The 22,857-nt window shown below is 69.4% G+C and carries 19 protein-coding genes; 9 read left to right on the top strand and 10 right to left on the bottom strand.

Features of this window, described 5'->3' with window-relative positions; all coding sequences use genetic code 11:
- Both SYV04_RS43395 and SYV04_RS43390 read left to right on the top strand, forming a co-directional pair.
- Positions 1-348, top strand: a complete 348-nt coding sequence (locus tag SYV04_RS43395) for a hypothetical protein (RefSeq protein ID WP_321552021.1) — start codon at positions 1-3, stop codon at positions 346-348.
- Positions 349-356: 8 nt separating this feature from the next.
- Positions 357-1,043 (top strand): phosphoribosylanthranilate isomerase, encoded by a 687-nt coding sequence (locus SYV04_RS43390; RefSeq protein WP_321552020.1) that lies wholly within the window; start codon positions 357-359, stop codon positions 1,041-1,043.
- Here the strand turns inward: SYV04_RS43390 and SYV04_RS43385 are convergent.
- From SYV04_RS43385 to SYV04_RS43365, 5 genes are all read right to left on the bottom strand, one after another.
- Entirely contained in the window at positions 1,014-1,229 is a 216-nt protein-coding gene (locus SYV04_RS43385) for a hypothetical protein (RefSeq protein WP_321552019.1), read from the bottom strand. The two genes, SYV04_RS43390 and SYV04_RS43385, sit on opposite strands and share 30 nt — an antisense overlap.
- A 120-nt stretch (positions 1,230-1,349) precedes the next feature.
- Positions 1,350-2,846: a DUF4388 domain-containing protein gene (locus SYV04_RS43380; protein ID WP_321552018.1), complete on the bottom strand. Its 1,497-nt coding sequence runs from the start codon at positions 2,844-2,846 to the stop codon at positions 1,350-1,352.
- A gap of 12 nt (positions 2,847-2,858) precedes the next feature.
- Positions 2,859-4,709 carry a GGDEF domain-containing response regulator gene (locus SYV04_RS43375; protein ID WP_321552017.1) on the bottom strand — a complete coding sequence of 617 codons (1,851 nt, stop codon included), beginning with the start codon at positions 4,707-4,709 and terminating at the stop codon, positions 2,859-2,861.
- 37 nt (positions 4,710-4,746) lie between these two features.
- The gene (gene dapF / locus SYV04_RS43370) at positions 4,747-5,598 is read right to left on the bottom strand and encodes a diaminopimelate epimerase (RefSeq protein ID WP_321552016.1); all 852 of its coding nucleotides are present in this window, start codon (positions 5,596-5,598) and stop codon (positions 4,747-4,749) included.
- 24 nt (positions 5,599-5,622) lie between these two features.
- Positions 5,623-11,055, bottom strand: a complete 5,433-nt coding sequence (locus tag SYV04_RS43365; protein ID WP_321552015.1) for a methyltransferase domain-containing protein — start codon at positions 11,053-11,055, stop codon at positions 5,623-5,625.
- Positions 11,056-11,159: 104 nt separating this feature from the next.
- Here SYV04_RS43365 and SYV04_RS43360 point away from each other — a divergent pair, with 104 nt between their 5' ends.
- Positions 11,160-11,975 carry an IF-2 protein gene (locus tag SYV04_RS43360; RefSeq protein WP_321552014.1) on the top strand — a complete coding sequence of 272 codons (816 nt, stop codon included), beginning with the start codon at positions 11,160-11,162 and terminating at the stop codon, positions 11,973-11,975.
- 4 nt (positions 11,976-11,979) lie between these two features.
- On the opposite strand, the gene SYV04_RS43355 is transcribed toward SYV04_RS43360, so the two are convergent.
- Positions 11,980-13,488, bottom strand: coding sequence for an ATP-binding protein (locus tag SYV04_RS43355; protein ID WP_321552013.1), 1,509 nt, complete (start codon positions 13,486-13,488; stop codon positions 11,980-11,982).
- 535 nt (positions 13,489-14,023) lie between these two features.
- Between SYV04_RS43355 and SYV04_RS43350 the strand changes: the two genes are divergently transcribed.
- The gene (locus SYV04_RS43350) at positions 14,024-16,483 is read left to right on the top strand and encodes a ribonucleoside-diphosphate reductase subunit alpha (RefSeq protein ID WP_321552030.1); all 2,460 of its coding nucleotides are present in this window, start codon (positions 14,024-14,026) and stop codon (positions 16,481-16,483) included.
- 60 nt (positions 16,484-16,543) lie between these two features.
- On the top strand, positions 16,544-17,554 hold the full coding sequence (locus SYV04_RS43345) for a ribonucleotide-diphosphate reductase subunit beta (protein ID WP_321552012.1): 1,011 nt from the start codon (positions 16,544-16,546) through the stop codon (positions 17,552-17,554).
- 15 nt (positions 17,555-17,569) lie between these two features.
- Here the strand turns inward: SYV04_RS43345 and SYV04_RS43340 are convergent, their stop codons facing one another.
- The 4 genes from SYV04_RS43340 to SYV04_RS43325 are packed head-to-tail and all read right to left on the bottom strand — an operon-like array spanning position 17,570 to position 19,965.
- A complete protein-coding gene (locus SYV04_RS43340) occupies positions 17,570-17,980 on the bottom strand; it encodes a hypothetical protein (RefSeq protein ID WP_321552011.1) in 411 nt (136 codons plus the stop codon).
- A 5-nt stretch (positions 17,981-17,985) separates the two neighbouring features.
- Complete coding sequence (gene hpt / locus SYV04_RS43335; RefSeq protein WP_321552010.1) at positions 17,986-18,519, bottom strand: hypoxanthine phosphoribosyltransferase; 534 nt, start codon at positions 18,517-18,519, stop codon at positions 17,986-17,988.
- A gap of 10 nt (positions 18,520-18,529) precedes the next feature.
- On the bottom strand, positions 18,530-19,345 hold the full coding sequence (locus tag SYV04_RS43330; protein ID WP_321552009.1) for a uracil phosphoribosyltransferase: 816 nt from the start codon (positions 19,343-19,345) through the stop codon (positions 18,530-18,532).
- A 20-nt stretch (positions 19,346-19,365) separates the two neighbouring features.
- On the bottom strand, positions 19,366-19,965 hold the full coding sequence (locus SYV04_RS43325) for a thymidine kinase (protein ID WP_321552008.1): 600 nt from the start codon (positions 19,963-19,965) through the stop codon (positions 19,366-19,368).
- Positions 19,966-20,225: 260 nt separating this feature from the next.
- Between SYV04_RS43325 and SYV04_RS43320 the strand changes: the two genes are divergently transcribed.
- From SYV04_RS43320 to SYV04_RS43305, 4 genes are all read left to right on the top strand, one after another.
- The gene (locus tag SYV04_RS43320) at positions 20,226-20,537 is read left to right on the top strand and encodes a DUF5658 family protein (RefSeq protein WP_321552007.1); all 312 of its coding nucleotides are present in this window, start codon (positions 20,226-20,228) and stop codon (positions 20,535-20,537) included.
- Between the two features lie 101 nt (positions 20,538-20,638).
- A complete protein-coding gene (gene spoVG / locus SYV04_RS43315) occupies positions 20,639-20,938 on the top strand; it encodes a septation regulator SpoVG (protein WP_321552006.1) in 300 nt (99 codons plus the stop codon).
- A 41-nt stretch (positions 20,939-20,979) separates the two neighbouring features.
- Positions 20,980-21,933, top strand: coding sequence for a ribose-phosphate pyrophosphokinase (locus SYV04_RS43310; RefSeq protein WP_321552005.1), 954 nt, complete (start codon positions 20,980-20,982; stop codon positions 21,931-21,933).
- Between the two features lie 174 nt (positions 21,934-22,107).
- A complete protein-coding gene (locus tag SYV04_RS43305; RefSeq protein WP_321552004.1) occupies positions 22,108-22,839 on the top strand; it encodes a 50S ribosomal protein L25/general stress protein Ctc in 732 nt (243 codons plus the stop codon).
- The last annotated feature ends 18 nt before the right edge of the window (positions 22,840-22,857 follow it).

Raw genomic sequence — 22,857 nt, 5'->3', positions numbered from 1 at the left:
ATGGACCCTTTCGTCCGACGCCTCGTCGAGAGGCTCCATGATCCCACCCGGCCGCTGTCGCGCAACCGCCACTTCCACACCTTCGATACTCCGGAGGGGCGGTCGGCGATGAAGGTGTCTCGCAGACTCAAGAGCCTGCAGCGGGACATCGCCGCCTGCGTGAAGGAGGGCCGCCGCGCCCGCTTCTTCCGCCACGTGGGACCCAACGGGGAGAACCGCATCGAGCTGCTCATGGAGCGCATCCAGGGCCGGCGGGTGTCCCATCTCCAGGACGCTGAGTTCGAGCTGCTCGCTCAGCTCCCTGGCGTGCGCGAGGCGTTGGAAGAAGTGCTGGAACCCGCCGCCTGAGAGGCTTCGTGGAAGCAACAACCCGAGTCCGAGTGAAGGTGTGCTGCATCATGTCCGAGGAAGAGGCGCGCATCGCCGTGCGCCATGGCGCCTCGGCCTTGGGGCTCGTGTCACGGATGCCCAGCGGGCCCGGCGTCATCTCCGAGGAGCGCATCGCGGAGATCGCCTCCCAGGTCCCCCCACCGGTGGGCACCTTCCTGCTCTCGTGCGCCACGGAGGTGGAGGAGCTGGTCGAGCAGCACCGGCGCACCCGCGCCAACACCCTTCAACTCGTGGACCACGTGCCCCGGGAGAACCTCCGCCGGCTGCGTCAGGCCCTGCCCGGCGTGCGGCTGGTGCAGGTCATCCACGTCGCCAGCCCCGCCTCGCTCGATGAGGCGCTCTCGGTGGCCTCGGAGGTGGATGCGCTGCTGCTCGACAGCGGCAACCCCACCCTGGCCGTCAAGGAGCTGGGCGGCACCGGCCGGGTCCACGACTGGGAGGTGAGCCGGCGCATCCGCGAGCGCTCTCCCGTGCCCGTGTTCCTCGCCGGAGGCCTGCGCCCGGAGAACGTGGTGGAAGCCGTGCGACAGGTAGGCCCGTTCGGCGTGGACATCTGCTCCGGGCTGCGGACGAACGGCGCGCTGGATGAGGACAAGGTGGCCCGCTTCTTCCGGGCGCTGGACTCAGGGGTCCTCGGGCTCCACCACGTGTAGATAGCGCTCGGCTACCTGGCGCTCCGCCGTATCGATGTCGGAGTGCAGCGCCTGCCAGACCGCGTCGAACGCCGCGAGGTCCCCCTTGGTGCCGTCCATCCCCAGGGCCGCGCGCTGGAGCGTGAGCTCCAGGAATCGGACGACCTCCTCGAAACCTTCCGGCACCTCGATGGTGACCTTCGGCATGTCGTCTCCTCGCAGCCACCCAACTCACCAGATTCTACTACCCCCGTCACGCCACCCAACGTCCTAGAGCAGATCACCCTGAGTCTGAGTACAACGACGACGGAATGCCCGGTGCCCCGCTCACCCGGAGGACACGGCACGCGGTTCCTGCGACGGAACCCCCGGCACCACGGGGACCGGGTGGAGGCTCTGGATGAGCAACGTCTTGAGCGCCTCGGGCAAGTCCTCGCCCAGCGCCATCGCCCCGGCCGGAGCGCCCTGCAACGGCGCGGGCACCGCGTCGCCCACCACCACGACCGGCACCCGGATCTCCCACGCCAGGAAGCTGGCCAACCGGACGGCTGCCTCCGAGCTGTCCATCAGCAGCGCCCCCACCGCGCCCGCGCTGAAGGGGCGCCAAAGCGGCCGGGCCGCCTCCGCGGGTGGCAGCACGCAGAAGTCCAGGTGCAGCACCTCGCTCAGCTCCATGTGCCCCAGCGTGCCAAAGCCGCTCTTCACCGCCGAGGGCTCGGCCGACGCCGCCACCAGCCCCGGCAGCCGCGCGAACAGCCTCCGCGCCGCGGACGGGCCGTTGCCGCAGATGAACACCTTGGCCGTCACCACCTTCAACGGTGCCTTGCCCCGGAGCACCCGGCTGCGCAGCGCGTGCAGCTCCGCGGGCCCCAGCAGCGGGCCGCTCCCCTCCTCCTCCCCTTCGGCCACCCGCGCTACGCCCTTCTGCATCAGCGTGGTGAGGACGCCCAGCACCTCCAGGTCCGTGGCGGGCGCCAGGTCCAGCACCTCGCCCAGCGAGCGCGGCTGGCGCAGCAGGTCCACCACCTGCGCCGTCACCGGGTGCTGGTCCTGCGGCAGGTCCGCGTCCGGGGCGATCATCAGCCGCGTGGTGCGCGCCGGCAGCGAGGGCTGCAGCCGGTTCACCTCGTCCGCCTGCCGCATGCCCTCCAGCAGCGCGTCGTCCATGCCCCGGTTGATGCGGGGACGCGCGGAGCTACCGCCCGGCGCGAAGGTGAACGAGCCCTCCGTCCACGACAGCAGCCGGAACAGGGCCTTCTCGCCCTCCACCCGGCCCAGGCGCGCGTTCACTGGACGGCCGTCGCCGACGAGGATCTCTCCGCGCTCGCTGCCGCGCTCCAGGCTCAGCTTCCCGCTGCGCTTGTTCATCCCGAGGATCTGCATCAGATCCGGGATGCCCAGCTGGCTCAGCGAGCCTTCGATCTCCTGCGCGTCGTTCTTGAGGTCCCTGGCCGCCTCGCTGCGGCGGAAGATGTGCTCGATGCGCCCGAGCACCTCATCCAGGTTGAAGGGCTTCTTGAGGTGCGCCGCCAGCCGCATGCCTCGCAGCCGGTCTACGTCCAGGCTGGTCGTGGTCAGCACCACCGGGATGTCCTCGGTGCGCGGGTTGGTGCGGAGGATCTGGATGAAGGTGCGCGCCTCCAGCAGCTTGCAGCCCTCGTCGAACAGCGCCAGGTCCGGGTGGCGCAGCACGCAGATCTCCAGCGCCCGCGAGCCATCCGGCGCGTAATGCACCTGGTACCCACGCTGGCGCAGCGCGCGCGTGAGAACCCGGACCGCCTCCAGGTCGGGATCTGCGATGAGGATCTTCCGGGAGGGGGCCACGGCGCGCGCTCTCTAGTACGGCTGTAGATCGTACTCCGACTGCAGCTTGGTGATGAGCCCGTCCACCACGGCGGTGTCCGAGGAGTGGAAGCCCCACGTCGCCCCCTTCCCACGACGCTGAATCAGCGCGTAGGAGGCGTGCTCCGAGAGCCAGAACAGGAACTCGTGCCGAGCCACCCGCTCGTCTCCCTCCAGGAACACGGGGGTGAGCGCGGGGTGCGACTCCATATCCACGCGGCGTCCCAGCAGGTAGATGCGAGAGGACAGCTCCGGCGGCGCCGACTCCAGCCCCGAGGCGATGGGCAGGTCCGCGCGGATCTCCGGCCCACCCACGTACAGCAGGCCGCGCGAGCCTGGGTCCCGCATCAGCTCCCGGGCGATCTCCGACTGCAGCTCGTCGAAGAGCACGTCCGACACCTTGCCCCGGCGCGAGGGCTCGGCCCGATCGTCCGAGGGCAGCTTGGGGCTGGTGGGGCTGCCCAGCAGCAGCTCCACCTCGTCCCAGAAGGGCAGCCCATCCAACAGCAGCCGGCGCTGCAGCGAGGCGCGCCGCTCGTCCATGCGCCGCCGGCAGCGGTGTACCAGCTCGTCGAAGTCCTCGCCGTCCTTGGGGAAGGTGCTCGCCCCGCCCACCAGCGCCAGCGGCAGCTTGCTCTCCACCTCCTGAACGTCCGGCTCCTCGCGCAGCGCCGACACCGCCCGGCGCACGAACATCAGCGCGCCGAAGAAGTCCGTCTCCGGCAACAACAGGTAGAACTCCTGGTCGCTCGCCTTCGCGATGACGTCCGAGTCGCGGATGATCCGCGACAGCGCCCGGATGATTCCTCGCACCGCCTTCTTGGCGTCCGCCGCGCCCAGCCGCACCCGCACCAGCGGCAGGTTGTCGATGGAGAACGTGAGCAGCGAGAACGTGCGCCCGTAGCGCCGCGCCTTGTAGATCTCCTTGGAGGCGTAGTCGGTGAAGTAGCTGAGGTTGTAGGCGGCCGTCTCCCGGTCCCTCAGGCCCAGGCGCTGGAGCGCCATCATCCGCCGGCCGTTCTTCACGCCCACCGCCGCGAAGTCGCCGATGATCCGCGCCTGGCGCACGTGCTCCGGCTGGAACTCGCCGCCGAGCGGGTCCGAGAGCTGCGCCAGCCCCATCAGCTCGCCGGCGGCCACCAGCGGTACGTACAGCACCGGCGAGCGCTCCTCGCGCGAGAGCCACGGAGCGGCCTCGCGCAGGCGCACGGCCAGCGCGCCATCGGGGCGCATCTTCTCCACGAGGAACTGCCGGTCCAGCAGTCCCCGGTAGGCGCGCAGCACCAGCTCGTTGCGGTCATCCACCACCCAGAGCGCTGCGCTCTGCGCGTCGCACACGGCGGCCAGGTCCGCGATGACGCGCTCCTGCAGTCCCTCCAGGTCCGGGTAGGCGAGGAACTCCAGGCAGCGGCGGTGGAGGTTCTGGTAGCGGGCGAACTCGAGGTTCTCGTCGCGCAGTTGGGCGCGCTCGCTGCGCAGGGCCACGCGCTGCAGCGCCCGGTCCACCGCCAGGAAGAGGTCCGCCTCCTCGATGGGCTTGGTGAGGCAGTCGGCCGCCCCCGCACGCAGGGCCATCTCCGAGCCCTTCACGTCCGGCCGGGCGCTGATGAGGATGACCTCCTGGTCCGGATCCCTCTCGCGCAGCCGCGCCGTGAGCTCGAAGCCGTCCAGCCCCGGCATCATCACGTCCGTGAGGACGAGCTCGAACCGGGTGAGGGCCGTCTCCTTGAGCGCCTGCTGGGCGTCCGCCGCCGCGACGACGCGGTAGCCCCGGCGCGAGAGCATGTCGGTGGCGAACTCTCGGAAGAAGCGATCGTCATCGACGAGGAGGATGGTGCCGGCCACGGCTCGGAGGGACTCGGGGTACGAGGGAATCGGAAGGTTACCGGCCCGCTGGAAGCGCGACAACGCCTTCGAAGACGAAGGTCGCCGGGCCTCGGAGGCGGATGTCGGACAGGTCGGCAGGCACGCGAATCTGCAGGTCCCCACCCGGCAGGGTGACTCGCAGCCAGGCATCCGCCGGGAGCCGTTTGGCCAGCACCGCCGCCGTCGCCGAGGCGCAGGCCCCTGTCCCACACGCCTGGGTCAGCCCGCAGCCCCGCTCCCACACCACGACGGTGAGGCCATCCGGGTCCACGCGGACGAACTCCACGTTGGTCCGGTCCGGGAAGGAGGGGTGGCGCTCCAGGGTCGGCCCCAGGCGCTCGGCCTCGTCCAGCGGACGGTCCAGCAGGACGAGGTGCGGGTTGCCCATGCTCACCGCCGTGCCGTGCAGGCCGGAGTGGCCCGGCACCGAGGCCTGGAGGAACGGCTGGCCCGTGGCCCCCGAGGGCAGGTTGGAGGCCACGAGGCGCGCGGGCCCCATGGACACGTCCACCTCGGCGGCGCCGTGCGCGTCGTAGGTGGGGACGCAGGCGAGGACTCCCGCGCCTGTCTCCACGAGGATGCGCTCGGGCCGGCCTCCGGCGTGGTCCACGAGGTACTTCACCGCACAGCGCAGGCCGTTGCCGCACATCTCCGCGATGCTGCCGTCGGAGTTGTGGACCACCATCCGCGCCAGCCCGGCCGTCGAGGGGAGGAGCGCCAGGACTCCATCCGCGCCAATGCCCCGCCGCCGGTCGCACATCCACCGAGACGTCTCGGCGTCGATGTCCACGCCCGACTGGCGCCGGTCGAGCACGACGAAGTCGTTGCCGAGCCCGTGGTACTTGAAGATGCGTTCGCGTTCCGCCACGGCCTTCATCCTAGCGACGAGGGCTCATTCCTGCCCGTCCACCTTGGAGGGCGGCACAGGAGCGCCCACCGCGGGCAGGGCGCTGGCCGGACGCCGGGGCACTCCGGGAGCGGGAGTGGCAGGGCGAGCGGAGCCCGTGGGGGCGGGCGTGAGCACTGGCGGCGCGCCCGCGTTGGGAACGAGGACCGGAGGGGCTCCCGCGCCTGCTCCAGGGGTTCCCGTTCCAGGTCCCGGCCGGCGCACGGGCGGAGTCCCCGCGACGGGAACAGGGGTCCGGCTCCCCGTCTTGGCCGGAGTCGGCGGGAGGGTGGCCGGACGCCGAGGCGCCTCGGCACCGGTGGCCCCTGGCGCCGCGCGGGGGGTGGCGGGCGGTGCAGCGGGCGCGCTCGCCTTGGCGGCACGTCGCAGGGCCGCCAGTTCCTGGTCATACGTCACCAGGCGCTGCTGGGCCTCCTCGAGCTTCTCCTCGCGCTCGGCCAGGGTGGCTCGCAGGCTCTCCTCCTGCTCCTTGGCCTGATCGAGACGCGCTTGGAGTTCCTTCAGCTCGGCCTCGTGGGCCTCGGCGCGCTCCTTGAGCCGCTCCAGCTCCGCGACCACTCCGGGATCGACGGTGGGTGGCTTCTCCGACTCGCTCGCCTCCAGCCGGGACGTGAGCTCTCGGATCCGGGTTTCCAGCCGAGACTGATCCTCCAGGAGGATCTGCTTCTCGGCGCCCAGGCTCTCCGCCTGCTCGCGCAACAAGGGCAGCTCCCTCTGGAGCGTGGCGAGCCGCTCGGCGGCCTCCTTCTCGCGCCGCTGAGCCTCCTGCGCGGCCTCGGCGGATTCCTTCTCGCGCCGCTGGGCCTCCTGCGCGCCCTCGGTGGCCTCCTTCTCGCGCTGCCGGATGGCCTGCAACACCTCCGCGGCTTCCTTCTCGCGCCGCAGGATCGTCTCCTGCGCCTCCCCCGCCACCTGCGTCTGGCGGTTGCGCTCGGAGCGCTCGGCATCGAGGAGCCGCGCGGCGTCCGCGGCCGCCGCCTCCAGCGCCGCCACCCGCCCCTCCAGCCGCACCCGGGCCGCCTTGGCGACGGTCAGGTCCGTCTGCATCCGCTCGCGCTCGGAGTTCAAGGTCGCGCGCTCCGCCTCGACGCGGGTGATGCGCTCCTGCTCCGTCCGCAGGGACTCGTTGGCCCGGGCAAGCTCGGCGCGGGCGGTCTCCAGCGCGGCACGCTCGGCTTCCAGGGAGGCCTCTGCTGTCGAGGCCCGACCGGCGAAGCGCCGCGCCGACTCGAGCTGGACTCCCAGCAACTCCACCTGCTCGTGCTCGGCGATGAGGCGAGCACGGGCGTCGCTCAGCTCGGTGTCGAGCCGTGCGACGTGGAAGTCTCGATCCTGGAGCATCTGGTGCGCGCGCTGCAGCTCCGAACCTACCCGCATGAGCTCGCCACGGGTCGCTTCGAACTGGGCCAGCTCGGCGCGCAGGGCCTGCCGTTCGGTCTCCCAGGCACTCTCGCGCTCGCGCACCTGGGCCTGCTCCTGCTCCCGCGCCGCGTCGGCCTCCTCCATCCGCGCGGTGAGTTGCCGGGTGCGCTGCTCCGCCTCCGCCAGCGACTGCTCCAGAGCGGCCACCCGGGCGCGCTGCGCCTCCACCGTGGCCTGCTGCTCCTGGGCCGAGCCCTGTGCCAGGGCCCGCTCGGTCTCCAGCTGGTTCAACGTCGCGCGAAGCTCCTTCTCGCGAGCCTCCGCCACCGCGAGGCCCTCGGTATTCGCGCCGCGCTCCCGCTCGACCAGGGACCTCAACTGCTCGGCCTCGGCGCGCTGCTCCGTCAGCCGCGCGTTGAGCGCCTCCAGCTCGCGCCGCGTGGCCTCCAGGCGCTCGGTCCACGAGCGCTCTCGCTCCGCGGCCTCCGCTCTCGCGGCCTCCAGCTCGGCGCGCAGCGTGGCGCTCGTCTCGCGCTCGGAGTTCCAGTCCCCCCGAGCCTCCGAGAGCAACGAGGCGATCTGCTCGCGCCCCTGCTGCTCGGTGTCCAGCGTCTCCTGAGCCTGGGCCAGGGCGGACTCCACCGCCTCGCGCTCCTTCCGCTCGGCCTCCAGCGCCGCGCGAAGCTCCGCGAGCCCCGCCTCACCCTCGGTCCGCCCCTGCCGCTCGGCCGTGAGCTCGGCGCGGACCGTGGCCAGGGACTCGTCGAGCCGTGTACGTGCCTCGCGCTCGGAGCCCAGCTCCGCCCGAACCTCTTCGAGGACAGTGTCCAGCCGCCGCCGCTCTTGGAACCCCGAGTCGAGCTCGGCCTGGGACTGGGAAAGGGCGGCCTCGGCCTGGGAGCGCTGCTCCTGCTCCGCCGCGAATTCAGATCGGAGGCGGGTGAGCAACTCGTCCGCTTCGACGCGCCGCTGCCGCTCCGTGGTGAGCGCGGTCTCGGTGGCGGAGAGGGCCTCCACATCCTGCGAACGCCCGCTCTGCTCCGACTCGAGCCGGGTCCGCGCCGCCGCGAGTTCCTCTTCCAGCCGGGCGCGCGCCTCCTGCTCCGCGGCGAGCTGCTGGCGGGCCTTCGCCAGGGCCTCATCAGTCTGGGTGTGGCGGGCCTGCTCCTCGGAGAAACCTCCCCGGAGCTGCTCCAGCATCGCGTCGACCTGGGCGCGCCGGTCCTGCTCCGCCGTGAGCGCCGCCTGGAGCTGCTCCAGCGCGGCATCCGAACGAGCGCGCTGCTGCTGCTCGGTGTCCCGCTCCGCCCGCGACTGGGCCAGCTGCTCCTCGAGCCGAGTCCGCTCCTGCCGCGTCGAGTCGTGCTCCGCCTGCGTCCGAGTCAGCTGTTCCGTGAGCTGGGCCCGCGCCTGCTGCTCCGAGTCGCGCTCCGCCCGTGTCTGGGTCAGCTGCTCCGCGAGCCGAGCACGCTCCTGCTGCTCCGAGCCCAGCTCGGTCCGAGTCTGGGCCAGCTGCGCCTCGACCTCGGCCCTCTGCCGCTGGTCACCTTCCAGCTCCGTCCGCAGCCGGGCCAGCGCATCGCCCGAGAGGGCACGCTCGCCGCGCTCGGACTCCAGCACCGCGCGCAGCTCCACCAGCTCCGCATCGAGCCGGGTGCGCTCCTGCCGCTCCGTCTCGAGCACATCGCCCGTCCGGGCCGTCGCCGCATCCGCCTCGGAGCGCGCGTGGCGCTCGGCCTCCAATTGGGCCCGGAGCCCGACCAGCTCCTGATCCAGCTCTCCCCGCTTCTGCTGTCCAGCCTCCAGCTCCGCCCGAAGCCCGGTCAGCTCCTGCAGCATGTCGCTGCTGCGTTGCTGCTCGGCCTCGACCACGGCCTGCAGTCCGGCCAGCTCCTGCTCCAGCACACCGCGCCGCCGGGCTTCAGCCTCGAACTGCGCGCGCTGCTCGGCCAGTTCCTGCTCCAGCTCGCCGCGCCGCCGGGCTTCAGCCTCGAACCGAGTGCGCTGCTCGGCCAGCTCCTGCTCCAGCGCGCCCCGCCGCCCCTGCTCCGCCTCCAGCTTCTCCAGGGTGGACTGAAGCGCCGCCTCGCCCTCCGCCACCTGCCGCAGCAGCGCCTCGCGCGCCGCTGTCAGCTCCTGGCCCTGCTGCTCGGCCCGAGCCAGGGTGAGCGCCACATCCGTTCGCGCCGTGGACTCGGTCTGAATCCGGGCCTGGAGCTCCTGGACCTGCAGCTCCAACGCCTCACGCGCCGCCGTCTCCCGGGCGAGCTGCGTCGAAAGCTCCTCCGCCCGACGCCGCCCCTCCTCCGTGGTCTGGGTGAGCCGCTGCTCCGCGAGCTCCCGCTCCGCATCGAGCGCCTGCGCGAACGTCGCCGAGGCCTTCTCGCGATCCTCCTCCAGGTCCGCCATCCGCGCGCGTGCCGCCTGGAGGGACTCTTCGAGCTTCTCCCCCGTCTCGCGAGCGGTCGCCTCGTCGCGATTCAGCGCCTCCAGTTCGGCCGTCAGCCGGGCGGTGGCCGCGCGTGCCGCCGCCAGCTCCGTCTCCAGCCCCCGAACCTCCGCCTCTCGCGAGGCCAGGCGCTCCTCGGCCTCCTGCCGCCCGGCCTCGGCGGTCACCACCCGCTGCCGGCCCTCCTCGAGCCCGCGCGCCGTCCGCGCCAGCTCCGCCTCCTTTATAAGGAGGGAATCCTCGGAGACCTTCGCGGCCTCGGTGGCCTTGGCCAGGTCCGCCTTGAGGTGCTCCACCGCGGCGAGCGCCTGCGAGTACTGCTCGGCGATGCGCAGCTCCCGCTCTCGCGCCGCCTCCGCATGCCGCCGGCGGTCCTCGACCTGCTCCTGGGCCCGGTCCGCCGCGAGCCGATCCTTCTCCCGGGCGATGCGCAGGTTCGACAGCTCGTCCTGCAGCTCCCGCACCTGGGTGTAGGCCTGGGTCAACCGCTCCCGCGTCTCATCCAGCGCGGCGGCCGTCTCCTCGCGACGGGCCCGCTCCAGCCGCTGGGCTTCCTGCGAGGCCAGCACCTGTACGCTGGCCTCGGTCTGCAGGCGCTGCACGCCCTCCATCTCCAGGCGCTGCTGCGTCAGGCGCCGCTCGGCATCCGTGAGCCGCTCCTGGGCCACCTGCAGCTCCAGCTCGCGGCGGCGCAGCTTCGCCGACAGCTCATCCCGCTCGCGCGTGGCCTCGGGAGTCCCCCGCGCCTGCTCGAGCTGTGCCGTCAGCCGGGCCACGTCCTCGCGGGCGATGTCCAGCGCCGGCTTGAGGGAGGCCACCTCCGCCTCGCGGTCGGACAGCTCCGCGCGCAGCTTGGAGGCGACCTCCTTCTGCTTGGCGGTGCGCTCCTCCCAGCCCTTGGCGCGCTGGGCCACCTCCTCCAGCCGTCCCCGAGTGAACGCGAGCGGCTCGGGCGGCAACTGCACCCACGTCGGGTCGACACTGCGCGCCGGCTCCTGCCCGGCCACTACCATGAAGTAGGCCGCCTCGCCGCCGCGGATGAGCGAGCCATCCACCTGGAGCCCCTCGCCCCGCTCGAAGGCGAGTTGGTACCCCAGCAGTGGGCTCTGGGTGGCCACCTCCACATGGGGAAAGTGGGGCGAGAGCGCATCCAGCAGCTGCCCGTACGTGGGCGGCACCCCCTCCTCCACCTCCATGAGCTGCCACAGGGCCAGCCCGCCCACGTTGCGCAAGCCCCCAATGAGGTAGCCCTGCTTCGCGACCAGCTTCGCCAGCTCGGCGAGCAGCTCCGGGGCGCGCACATAGGGAGCCAGGTCGGCGATCAGCACCAGATCGAAGCTGCCCGGCTCCAGGTCGTCATAGACGTTGGCGCGGAAGCGCAGGCTGGGGCCGCCATGGGCCTTCTGGGCGGCCTCGACGGCGGCGACATCGGAGTCGCAGGCCACCACGACGCGGGCGCCGCGCTCGAGGAGGAATCGCGCGCTCTCGCCGCCGGTAGAAGCCACTGCGTCCACCTCCAGCACCCGGCGACGGGCGATGAGGCTCTCCGCGAAGATGTACCGGGGCAGCAGTTCAGTGGGCCCCAGGCGGCGGAATGTGGGATGCATGGGTGGGTTGGCGGGTGGAGTATAGCTGTCAGGAGCAGAGTCCCAAGGAAAGCGCCACACCTGGAGACAGGGGTGGGCGGCAGGACGATCGGAGGGCAGGCGACATGAACGAGACGCCTCGAGGGAGCTTTGGCTACCGCGTGCAGCGCGCCTTCACGCGGGTGCTGGTGACGCTGCTGGTGCTGGGGATGGCGGGGGCGGTGGCCTTCCTGCTGGCCAAGCTCAACGCGCGCACTTTCACGCTGGAGCTGTACGACGGCCAGCTGGTGGTGATGAAGGGGCGGATGCTGCCGTGGGGGGCGGTGCCCTACCAGCCGGGCGATGCGCGGATGGCGGACACCTACGCCCCCATCCCCCTGGAGGGGCAGACGGTGACGAACCTGCTCGCCGAGCAATTCACCGAGCGGGACGAGCTGGACCGGGCCCTCTTCCCGGTGCTGGAGACGCTGGCCAAGCCGCGCATCGCCTCGGACGAGCCGCAGGCGGTGGAGCGAGGCGTGTACTACCTGCGACGGGCGGAACGGCTGGCGGGGCTGAGCGAGGAGCAGCGCACCCGGCTCAAGGGGATGCTGGCAGAGGTGGCCTACTACCAGGCTCGCCAGAAGCTGGACGAGGCGCGCAAGCTGATCACCGAGGCGATGACCCAGCTGAAACTGGCCTCCGAGGGCGACAACCGGCACTCGCGCAGCGCCACGCAGATGTTGAGCAAGGTGGGCGCCCCCACCCAGGCGCTGGACCAGGCCCTTGCCGAGGCCGTGCATACCCTGAGCGCGCCCCGGGCGAAGGAGACAGTGGAGCCCCCCGCCGAGACGCCCCCAGCGGCCCCCCCGGCGCCAGGCGCCGTCATCACCGACAGCGACACCCAGGCCCGGCCGCCGGAGCTCGATGCGACCGGCAGGGATGCAGGCGGCCCTCCCTGACGCCTCACCCCTCCGGGGCGCGCTTGGGCAGCTCGATGATCAGCTCGGAGAACTCACCCTCGACCGACTCCACACGAAGCCGGCCCTGGTGGTGGCCCACGATGATGTTGTGGCTGAGCGACAGCCCCAGGCCACTGCCCTCTCCGGCCGGCTTGGTGGTGAAGAAGGGCTCGAACACCTTGCCGAGACGGACGTGGGGGATGCCGGTCCCATTGTCCCGGAGCCGGATCTCCACCCACTCGCCGCGAGCCTGGGTCCTCACCTCCAGGCGCGGAGAGAACCCGTCCTTCGCCCCCTTCTTCTTCTCGTGCAGGGCGTAGCACGCGTTGTCCACCACGTTGATGAAGACGCGGCTGAGCTCCAGGGCCACCACCTCCACCTCGCCCACTTCGGGGTCGTAGTCCTCCTGAAGGCCCAGCTCGAACTCCGGCACCTTGGCGCGAAACCCGCTGAAGGCCAGCTGGAGGCTTTCCCGGAGCACGGTGTTGAGGCTGACGGCCACCCGGGGCTCGGACGAGCCCCACGAGTGCATCAACATCCCATTGATGATCTGAGTGGCGCGGTGGCCATGCTCCCGGACCTTCGCCATGCTCTGCTGGAGCTGCCCGAGCACCGTGCCCATCCCCTCGGAAGCCTCCGGCGCCAGCCGGGAGCGATGTGAATCCACGCTCCTGGCCAGCTCCGCCGTGAACTCCTCGGACAGCCCCGCGAAGCTGTTGATGAAGTGGAGGGGATTCTTCAGCTCATGGGCGATGCCGGCGGTGAGCGACCCCAGCGCGGCCATCTTCTCCTGGATGACGAGCTGCTTCTGGGTGTCACGCAGCTGCTGGAGCGCCCGGCCCAGCTCTTCGTTCTTCGCCTGGAGCTCGCGGGCGCGCTCCTTCACGCTCTGCTCGCTGCGCCATGCGTGGGTGATGATGCCGCAGGTGGTGAGCAGCGGCTGCAGGAACTCAATGAGGTCCTCGGCATAGCCCCCTGGGCGGTTGGCCATGCCCACCATGCCCACCAGCTCGCCGTGAACCTTGAACGGCACTCCGAGGAAGGCTCGGAGCGGAGGGTGGCCCGACGGCACGCCGCTGGCGCGCGGGTGGGAGGTGGGCGCGTTGGCGAGCACGGGCTGCCCCGACGTCATCACCGTGCCGAAGAGCGACTGCAGGTTGCGGAACTCCATGCCTCGCGAGGCGTTCATCGCGTACTGCGCACGCAGCTCGTCGGTCCAGGCGATGTTGGTGATGGCATAGGTCCGCAGGTACGGCGCACCTTCCGGGGAGCGGAGAACCTCTCCGATGAAGCCGTACTCGCTCCGAGTCTCTTCGAGCATGAGCGTCAGCAGCCGCTCGAAGAGGGCGCGATGGTTGCCGCGGGTGACGAGCTCGACGTGTACCTGCGTGAGCACATCCATCAGCCGCCGGCTGGCCTCCAGCTGCATGCGGTCCGAGGGGGCGGCGGACGACGGGCGAGTGGACGGCGTTTCCTGCTCCAACCCGGTGTCCTCGACTGCTCGCTGCCACATTCAGTGCGCTCCCGTTGGGGAGATTTTCTTCCATTTCAACGATATTTAACAATCACACCCAAGGCGGAATCGAGCACCTGACCTCCCAGGCCGGAAATGGTCGGCACTCAACACGCCAAGTAGGGGTCCGACCCCCGCACAAAACCGTCGATATCCGACACTTCAAGAAGGGTCCGGAAAGCGCCTCACCAGGTGGGTCCGGAACGCCGCTTGCTGGGGCCTCGGCGCGGTGCGCAATCGCACCGTTTGGAGCGTCCGATTGTGATCATAGATTGCAAGCTCTGGGCCCAAGTAGACCCAAGATCTCGCGTTGACATGGTCAGGTCCCCCCCATACGTTGTGCCCCGCCGCCGGCAACCCCCACCCGCAGCCAGGGGCCCGGCCGGATTCCCAAAACCAAACTAACGCGATGCGGCGAGCCCCCCCAGGTCTCCGGACGGGAGGGGTCTGCCTCAACGCCGTATCGCCGTGGAGTGTGCCTCTCGTGACCGTCGAAATCCCCGCGAAGCCCGCTTCTCCCACCCTGCCTCCCTCCATGACGACCGAAGCGCCGCAGACGCCGGCCAACGAGCTGGCGCCCACCATGATGCGGGTGCGCAAGCGCAACGGCAGCGCGGAGCCGGTGGACCTGAACAAGATCGTCCGGGCCGTGGGCCGCTGCTGTGCGGGGCTGACGCGGGTGGACTCGCTGCGGGTGGCCACGAAGACCATCAGCGGGCTGTACGACGGGGCGACGACGAAGGAGCTGGACCGGCTGTCCATCCAGACGGCGGCGGCGCTCATCGTCGAGGAGCCCGAGTACGCGAAGCTGTCGGCGCGACTGCTGGCCACGTACATGCAGAAGGAGGTCAGCAACCAGGAGATCCACTCCTTCTCGCAGTCGGTGGCGGCGGGGCACAAGCACGGGCTGATCGCGGACCGGTTGCTGCAGTTCGTGCAGACCAACGCGCGCAAGCTCAACGCGGCGATCGACCCGTCGCGCAACGACCTGTTCGAGTACTTCGGCCTGCGCACGGTGTACGACCGCTACCTGCTGAAGAACCCGCAGACGCGCGAGGTCATCGAGACGCCGCAGGACTTCTTCCTGCGCGTGGCCTGCGCGCTGACGGATTCGGCGAAGGACGCCATCGAGCTGTACCGGCTGTTCAGCTCGCTGGAGTACCTGCCCAGCTCACCCACGCTGTTCAACGCGGGCACGCGGCACGAGCAGCTCTCGAGCTGCTTCCTGCTGGACTCGCCGACGGACGACCTGGAGGCCATCTACAAGAAGTACACGGACGTGGCGATGCTCTCGAAGTTCTCGGGCGGCATCGGCGTGGCGTACCACCGGGTGCGGGCGCGCGGCTCGCTGATCCGGTCCACGAACGGGCACTCGAACGGCATCGTCCCGTGGCTGAAGACGCTGGACGCGTCGGTGGCGGCGGTGAACCAGGGCGGCAAGCGCAAGGGCGCGTGCTGCGTGTACCTGGAGACGTGGCACGCGGACATCGAGGACTTCCTCGAGCTGCGGGACAACACGGGTGACGAGGCGCGGCGCACGCACAACCTGAACCTGGCCAACTGGGTGCCGGACCTGTTCATGCGGCGGGTGGAGGCGGACGGCGAGTGGTCGCTGTTCGATCCGAAGTCGGTGCCACACCTGACGGACCTGTACGGCGAGGCGTTCGAGCGGGCGTACGCGGAGGCGGAGGCGAAGGGGCTGGCGCTGCGCAAGGTGAAGGCGCGCGACCTGTATGCGCGGATGATGAAGACGCTGGCGCAGACGGGCAACGGCTGGATGACCTTCAAGGACATCAGCAACCGCAAGAGCAACCAGACGTCGAAGGACGGCAACGTCATCCACCTGTCGAACCTCTGCACGGAGATCCTCGAGGTGACGAACGCCTCGGAGACGGCGGTGTGCAACCTGGGCTCGCTGAACCTGGGTCGGATGGTGGCGGACGGGAAGTTCGACTTCGACCGGCTGCGGGCGAACGTGGCGCTGGCGATCCGGCAGCTCGACCGGGTGATCGACCTGAACTACTACCCCATCTCGACGGCGGCGGAGTCCAACCGGCGCTGGCGTCCGGTGGGCCTGGGCCTGATGGGGCTGCAGGACGTGTTCTTCCAGCTGCGGCTGCCGTTCGACGCGCCGGAGGCTCGGGCGCTGTCGAAGAAGGTCTCGGAGGAGATCTACTACGCGGCGATGAACGCCTCGTGCGACCTGGCGGAGCAGAGCGGTCCGCACCTGGCGTTCCCGGAGACGCGGGCGGCGCGGGGCGAGCTGCAGTTCGACGCGTGGGGCGTGGTGCCGGAGGACACGGCGCGGTGGGATGCGCTGCGTGATCGCGTGAAGAAGACGGGGCTGCGCAACTCGCTGATGATCGCGATTGCTCCCACGGCGACGATCGCGTCGATCGCGGGCTGCTACGAGTGCATCGAGCCGCAGGTGTCGAACCTGTTCAAGCGCGAGACGCTGTCGGGCGACTTCCTGCAGGTGAACAAGTACCTGGTGCGGGAGCTGCAGGCGCTGGGGCTGTGGAACGAGTCGATGCGCTCGCGGCTGAAGCTGTCGGAGGGCAGCGTGCAGGAGCTCACGGAGCTGCCGGCGGAGCTGAGGGCCATCTACCGGACGGCGTGGGAGCTGCCGATGCGCTCGCTGATCGACATGGCGGCCGACCGCGGGGCGTTCATCGATCAGAGCCAGTCGCTGAACCTGTTCGTGGAGGCGCCGAACATCGGGAAGCTGTCCTCGATGTACTTCTACGCGTGGCAGAAGGGGCTGAAGACGACGTACTACATGCGCTCTCGCCCGGCGACGCGGATCGCCAAGGCGACGGTGGGTACGACGATGGGCGAGAGCGCCACGGCGACGCCGAACATGCCGATGGCTCAGGCGGCTCCCCAAGTTCCAACGCCGGCGGTGACGGCGACCCCTGCGGCGGCTACGTACACGGAGGCCGAGGCGGTGGCGTGCTCTCTGGAGAACCCGGAGATGTGCGAAGCCTGCCAGTAGGTCTGTAGGTCCCCTCCCCTCCCTTTCAACGCGATACCCGAGTCACAGAGGAAGCCGACGATGCTGCTGGATCCAGGGATGAACCTGACGCTCCGCCCGATGTCCTACCCCGCGTTCTTCGAGATGTACCGGAACGCGATCAAGAACACCTGGACGGTGGAGGAGGTGGACTTCTCCACGGATCTGGTGGACCTGCGCAGCAAGATGACGGAGGCGGAGCGGCACCTGATCCACCGGCTGGTGGCATTCTTCGCGACGGGTGACTCGATCGTGGGGAACAACCTGGTGTTGAACCTCTACAAGCACGTGAACGCGCCGGAGGCGCGGATGTACCTGTCGCGCCAGCTGTACGAGGAGGCGCTTCACGTGCAGTTCTACCTGACGCTGCTGGACACGTACGTGCCGGATCCGGCGGATCGGGCGAAGGCGTTCGCGGCGATCGACAACATCCCGTCGATCCAGCGCAAGGCGCGCTTCTGCCTGAAGTGGATGGACTCCATCAATGACCTGACGGAGCTGAAGACGAAGGAGGATCGGCGGCGGTTCCTGCTGAACCTCATCTGCTTCGCGGGGTGCATCGAGGGGCTCTTCTTCTTCGCGGCGTTCGCGTACGTGTACTTCCTGCGGAGCAAGGGACTGCTGAACGGGCTGGCGGCGGGGACGAACTGGGTGTTCCGGGACGAGAGCGCGCACATGGCGTTCGCGTTCGAGGCGATCAAGGTCGCGCGGAAGGAAGAGCCGGACCTGTTCGATGCGCGGATGCAGGCGGACGTCATCGAGATGGTGCGCGAGGCGGTGGAGTGCGAGACGTTGTTCGCACAGGACCTACTGAGCGGAGGCGTGGCGGGCCTGTCGGTGCAGGAGATGCGGCAGTACCTGGAGTACGTGGCGGACCAGCGGCTGATGATGCTGGGGATGTCGCCGATCTACCGGGTGAAGAACTCGCTGTCGTTCATGGACCTGCAGGATGTGCAGGAGCTCACGAACTTCTTCGAGCGTCGCGTGAGCTCCTACCAGGTGGCGGTGGGCGTGGGCGCGGCGAACGACGTGGTGCTCGACGCCGCGTTCTGAAGCCCCTCGCCTCGCTCAGGAGCCGCCGTAATAGCCGCGAAGCTGCTTGAGCAGCGCGGCCGTCGTCGGCTCCCGAGTCACCTCCAGCGCGAGCAGATGCACCAGGGAGATGAACGCGTGCTGCTGGGGTGACTTCTCCGGCCCCGGGCACCAGGCCCTGAACGTGTGCCGCTTCCCCCACTCGGGCGAAACGGCGCACGAGAAGGTGCATCCATCGATGCCCCCTTCCCTGCCATCCAGGATGTGCTCCGGGGCAAGGGCCTCCATGGCCTCCAGGAAGCGCACGCCTTGCTCGACAGAGAGCCGTACCCGCTCCTCGCGGCCCTCGGTCTGGATTCGGACCCACTCCCCTTCCGGCGCGAACGCCACCTCCACTTCGACTCGCGGATGGAAGGTGGGCTCGAACAGAACCGTGTAGCGGGTCATCCGCCCTATTTGCCCTTCATCCGCCCGATGAAGGACAGGTTCCGGTACTTCTCCGCGTAGTCGAGCCCGTAGCCCACGACGAACACGTCGTCGATGACGAAGCCCTTGTAGTCGATGTCGATCTTCGTCCGGGCCCGCGCCGGCTTCTCCAGCAGCGAGGCCACCTTCAGCGACGCCGGGTGCCGGGCCCGCAGGTTCTCCAGCAGGAAGCTCATCGTCAGGCCCGTGTCGATGATGTCCTCGATGATGAGCAGGTGCTTGCCCGCCATCGGCTTGCTCACGTCCGAGGTGATGCGCACCTCGCCCGTCGTCTCCGTCCCGCCCTGGTACGAGGACACCCCGAGGAACTCCATCGTCAGCGGCAGGTCGATGCAGCGCGCCAGGTCCATCGCGAAGAAGGTCGAGCCCTTCAGCACGCACACCAGCGTCAGGTCCTTGCCCTGGTAATCGCGGGTGATCTCCGCCCCCAGCTCGCGCACGCGCGCCTGGACCTTCTCCTCGGTGATGAAGATGCCGACTTCGTTCTCGTAGAAAGCCACGGCTCGTCCTCTACACGTAGGCGTTGTTCATGATCTCCCCGAAGCCGCCGCCACCGGGGACGATGTACTGCCGGTCATCCAGGCCCCGCTCCTTGTCCCAGAACGTGCCCGGCTCGGTGCCGAACACCTCCGGCGGAGACAGCCCTCGGTCCAGCCGGAGCGCGTAGATCGTCACGTCCGGGTGCTCCGTCGTCATCCGCCGCAGGTACTCCGGCGTGACGATGAGGTTGAGCGTGAGGATGCGCCGGGGCGTGCCCGGCACCTTCGTCTTGTAGAGCGAGATCGCCGTCGACAAGCTGCCGCCCGTGGCGCCCATCGGATCCGGGAACAGCACGAACGCGTCATCCACGTCCCCGCCGATCTTCGCCCCGCCGATGTTCGAGCCCACCACCGTGTGCTCCGTGTCGATCATCCGGCTCATGATGATGTGGTCCTGCCGCACCAGCGCCGGATCCATCGTCACGTTCATCAAGTCATACGTCACCTGCGACGGCAGGGTGCCCGCCCGGGCGATGTTCACCGTCACCACGCGCGTGTTCGGGTCAATCACTTCGCCCTGGAAGATGCCCTGCGGCGTCGAGTCCACCATGCGCGTAGGCAGGGCGGCCATCTTCCGCGGGAACTCCGCGTTGATGACCATCTTCACCAGGTCCGCGTAGAGCAGCTCCACCAGCCGGTTGATCTGCGGCTGCACCGTGCCCTTGGCGCACAGCGTCGCCAGCTGCGACAGGAGAAACGGATTTCCTATCAGGTGTACCTGCGGGCCATACCGGTGAGACAGCTCGTTCAGCCGGAACGGGACGTTCGCATACAGCGTGTCACGCATGGGACGGCTCCCTCGAGTCTTCAGTCGAACAGCTTGAGCGTCTGCGGAGGCGTCGCCTCGGTGGGCTCGGCCACATGGCACTTGCGGCACCGCGCCTCATAGGACTCCGAGGCCCCCACCACCACCCGCTCCCCGCTGGACACCAGCCGCTGCGAGCGGTTGGCCGGGTTGCCGCACACCACACAGATGGCGAGCTCCTTCGTCACGTACTCGGCCACCGCCAACAACTGCGGCATCGGCTCGAAGGGACGCCCCTGGTAGTCCTGGTCCAGCCCCGCGCAGATGACACGCAGGCCCTTACCCGCCAGCGCCTCGCACACCTGCACCACCTCTTTACCGAAAAACTGTACCTCGTCGATACCGACTACCTGTGTATCAGTCGACAGGTGGTAGAAAATTTCTTCAGCCCGATCGATGGGAGTGGAGGTGAGCTTGAGCTGCGAGTGGCTCACCACCTGCGTCTCGTCGTAGCGCGCATCGAGCTTCGGTTTGAAGACCTGGACGCGCTGCTTGCCGTAGACGGCGCGCTTCACGCGGCGGATCAACTCCTCCGTCTTGCCGGAGAACATCGATCCGCAGATGACCTCTATCCACCCGATATCTTTGGGGAATTGGTGCAAGGAGGGGTCTCTGGCCGCGGGGGCGGAAAGCGCGCGGATACTCCGTCACGCTCCCCACGGAGTCAATGACGGCGTGCGTCCTGATCCGCCTCTGAGGACCCGCCGCGGTGCCCGGCCGGCTGCCCTCGTCGCCTCACCCGCCGGGGTTGGCAAGGCTCTTGAAAGGAGTCCGCCCAGGCAGCTCTTCTGGGAGGCGACGGGTGGCGGCGACGATACAGCAGCAGCGTCGGGGTTTCTGGCCGGTTCTGGGTTCCTTCTACATGTCTCCAGCATCCGTGGCCCTGCTGGTACTCAACCTGCTGGATGGGCTCTTTACGCTCACTTTCCTGCAGATGGACGTGGCCGAGGAGCTCAACCCGCTGATGCGGGCAGCCTACGAGTTCTCGCCGCTGCTCTTCATGGTGGCCAAGCTCATCATCGTCAACGCGGGGATGACGCTCCTGTGCCTGCACCGGGGAATGCGCGCCAGCCGCCTGGCCATCCGCGCCGGCGCCCTCATCTACGCGGTCATCAATGTGTACCACCTGGCGTTTCTGGCCCACTTGCTGCGGCAGTGGCCCCACCTCGTCTGACAGACGTAGGACGTCCTGTGACTTAGGGGCTTGCATTTTCGGGTCGCTCTGACCCAGGCTTCCCGCCAACACCGTTCTTTCGGGTTCTGGTGGGGGGCCACATGAACATCACCGACGTCAGGGTGTTTCCGGTCGAAGAGGATAAGCTCAAAGCCTACGTGACCATCACCCTGGATCACTGTTTCGTCATCCGCGATCTCAAGGTTATCCATGGTGCGTCCGGGCTCTTCATCGCCATGCCGGCGAAGAAGCGCAAGGACGGTACCTACAAGGACATCGCTCACCCGCTGAACGCGGACACGCGCAGCGAGATGGAGCGGGTCATCCTCTCGGAGTACGAGCGACACATGTCCACCGGACATGTCATGTCGAATACCTTGATGGCCGCCGAGGCCGACTAAGGCGCTTCCCTTGCGGGCGCGGTCACGCTAGTAGCGCCCGCATGCAGCACGCGCGCGACTTCAAGGTGTTCACGGGCAGCTCCAACCCGGGGCTGGCCCATCGGATCTGCGACTACCTCAAGCGTCCCCTGGGCAAAGCCCAGGTGGGCCGGTTCTCGGATGGAGAGATCCAGGTCGAGATCGGCGAGAACGTGCGCGGGCACGATGTCTTCATCATCCAGTCCACGTGCCCGCCGGCGAATGATCACCTGATGGAGCTGCTGATCTTCTGCGACGCGCTCAAGCGGGCGAGCGCCAGCTCGATCAACGCGGTCATCCCCTATTACGGGTACGCGCGGCAGGACCGGAAGGTGGCCCCGCGCACGCCCATCACCGCCAAGCTGATCGCGGATCTGCTGGAGGTGGCGGGGGCCACGCGCGTGGTGTCCATGGATATGCACGCCGGGCAGATCCAGGGCTTCTTCAACATCCCCTCGGATCACCTCTACGGCTCGCCGGTGTTCCTGGAGGATCTGCGCAAGCGCTTCCCGGACACGCAGGACTTGGTAATCGTCTCGCCGGACGCGGGCGGTGTCGAGCGCGCGCGCGCCTACTCCAAGCGGCTCAACACGGGGCTGGCCATCATCGACAAGCGGCGCCCGCGGGCCAACGCCTCCGAGGTGATGAACCTCATCGGCGACGTGAAGGGCAAGGACACCGTGCTGGTGGACGACATGGTCGACACCGCCGGCACGCTGGCCCAGGCGGCCGCGGCGCTGATGGACAAGGGCGCGCGCCGGGTGGTGGCCTACGCGGTCCACCCCATCCTCTCCGGGCCGGCGCTCCAGCGCATCCAGGACTCGGTGCTGGAAGAGGTGGTGTTCACCGACACGGTGCCCCTGTCGCCCGCCGCGCAGGCGAACGGGAAGATCCGGGTGCTGACCACCGAGCGGCTCTTTGGCGAGGCGATCGCCCGCATTCACCGAGCCGATTCGCTCAGCTCGCTGTTCGTCTAGGCACGCGCCTGGTTGGCGGGCGGCTTGACTCCGCGCCCGCGCGCTGGCATGTGCCACCCCACTCCACCCGGTGGCCTCGAAGAGGCGCCGTCTTCGGGGCCCGCCATTGGGGCGGGATGCCGAGGGCGCCAGGCCGCCAGGCGGACACTCGCAGTACCTGAACGAGGAATTCCCATGGCAGTCGACAAGAGCACCCTGGAAGTGAAGGGCCGTGAAGGCGCGGGCAAGGGCGCGGCGCGCAAGCTGCGTGGCCAGGGCCTGGTCCCGGCGGTGGTGTACGGCAAGCACCTGAAGGCGCCGGTCCACATCGCGGTGGAGCCGAAGTCCGTGCGGCAGTCCATCAACACCCCGCACAAGCTCAACACCCTCATCACCCTGAAGCTGGATGGCGCCTCGCACCAGGTGCTGCTGAAGGACTTCCAGATGGACCCGGTGACGCGTGAGATCCTCCACGCGGACTTCATCGCGGTGAAGGACGACGAGAAGGTCAAGGTGAACGTGCCGCTGGTGCTCACGGGCAAGGCCATCGGCGTGGCCGACGGCGGTCTGCTCACCCAGGCTCGCCGCGAGCTCGAGGTCTGGGCGCTGCCGCAGGCCATCCCGGAGAAGATCGAGGCGGACGTCACCCACCTGAAGATCGCCACGGCGCTCCACATCAACGACATCAAGCTCCCCGAGGGCGTGTCGGTGAAGACGAACGTCAACTACACGCTGGCGGTGCTCAGCGCGCCCGAGCGCGAGGACGCGGGCGTGGCGGCTGCTGCGGCTGCTGCGGCGGCGGCAGCTCCGGCGGCGGGCGCTGCGGCTCCTGCGGCGGGCAAGGCGGGCGAGGCCAAGGCGGGCGACGCCAAGGCGGGCGATGCCAAGGCGGCCGCGGGCCAGGCCAAGGCCCCGGCGAAGAAGTAGTCTTCCACCGGTTCATCC

The sequence above is a fragment of the Hyalangium ruber genome (assembly GCF_034259325.1).
Classification (GTDB): Bacteria; Myxococcota; Myxococcia; order Myxococcales; family Myxococcaceae; genus Hyalangium_A; species Hyalangium_A rubrum.
Note: the sequence above shows the minus strand (reverse complement) of the source record. Positions and strands in the feature narration are given on the sequence as shown.